The 1,542-nt window shown below is 57.2% G+C and carries 1 protein-coding gene and 1 pseudogene; both read right to left on the minus strand.

The window, feature by feature from the left end; genetic code table 11:
• A partial coding sequence (locus tag AC11W3_RS11460; RefSeq protein WP_484093043.1) for a transposase occupies window positions 1-238 on the minus strand: 238 nt, incomplete at its 3' end.
• A 123-nt stretch (window positions 239-361) separates the two neighbouring features.
• Window positions 362-1,464: pseudogene (locus AC11W3_RS11465) on the minus strand (IS3 family transposase); the annotation flags it as partial.
• Window positions 1,465-1,542 lie beyond the last annotated feature (78 nt).

The following is a 1,542-nucleotide window of genomic DNA, read 5'->3' on the forward strand; positions in this document are numbered from 1 at the left end:
GCAGCATGTGCTTGTCCAGACTCAGGTCCGCCACCATCTGCTTGAGCTTCCGGTTCTCCTCCTCCAACTGCTTAAGGCGCCGCACTTCGCTCAGCCCCAGACCTCCGTACTTCTTCCCCCAACGGTAATAGGTCTGCTCCGTGATCCCCATCTTCCGGATCACCTCGACCACCGGCGTCCCCATCTCGGCCTGCTTCAGCGCATAGGCGATCCGCTCCTCCGTGAACTTCTTCTTCATGCCATAACCCTCCTCCAACAGGATGCTATTATGCCAGAAAACTAACTTGTTCGCTGGACCAGTTTCCGGGGAGAAGGTCACCATTTCTGGAGTTGGCCTGATCAGCCAAGGCTGATGCAGGAGTGGAGGCAAAATAGCCTCCGGTGCCGGTGGCCGGTTGTTGAGGCTGCTATGGGGGCGGATCGTATTGTATTCCCGCCGCCAGTTCTCGATCATGATCTTGGCCTCCTTCAGCGTAAAGAACAATTCCCTGTTCAGTAGCTCATCTCTAAATTTCCCGTTAAAGCTCTCATTGTACCCATTCTCCCAAGGGCTACCAGGCTCGATGAAGAGCGTCTTCACCCCAATATGTGTAAGCCACTGCCGCACGGCCTTGGCCGTAAACTCGGGTCCGTTATCGGACCGGATATGATCCGGTATGCCGTGCTGGATGAACATATCCGCCAGACAATAGAGCACATCATCACTGCTGATATTGCGTTCAACCAGCAACGCCAGGCATTCCCGGCTGTACTCGTCGATCAGCGTCAGGATCTTCAGCGGACGCCCATCGTGGGTACGCTCGCTGACAAAATCATAGGACCACACATGATTGCGGTGCGTAGGCCGCAGCCGTACGCACGACCCGTCGTTTAGCCACAGCCGCCCCCGCTTGGGCTGCCGTTTGGGCACCTTCAGCCCCTCTTGGCGCCAGATACGCTCCACACGCTTGTGGTTCACCCGCCAACCGTCATTTTGCAACCGCACCGTGATGCGACGGTACCCATACCGGCCATACTGGCTGGCCAATTGCACGATCTCGGCGCATAGCCGCTCTTCATCCCCCTTCAGCTGGATCACATAGCGTTGACTGGATCGCGGCTGCCCTATAATCCCGCACACTCGCCGCTCGGATATGCCAAACTTGCCCCTGAGGTGCTCCACGCAGCGCCGACGCCTCAAGGGGCTTAGTAGTTTCCCTCCAAAGCCTCCCGCAGCACCAGCTTATCCAGCGTCAAATCCGCCACCGCCTTCTTCAAACGGCTGTTCTCCCGCTCCAATTCCTTCATGCGCTTGGCTTGGCTGACCTTCAATCCCCCGTACTCTCTGCGCCATCGATAGTAGCTTTGCTCCGATACCCCAAGCTGGCGGCAGATCTCGCCCACCTTCATCCCCTGCGCTAACGCAACCTCCGCTTCACGCAGCATCCCGATAATCTTCTCCGCAGTGAACTGCTTTCGACTCATACCCACCTCCCGCTTTTGGCCTCAGATTATGCCAGATCCCTCTCACAAAATCTGAACCAGTTTTCGGGGGGCAGGTCA

The organism is Geomonas sp., assembly GCF_056994735.1.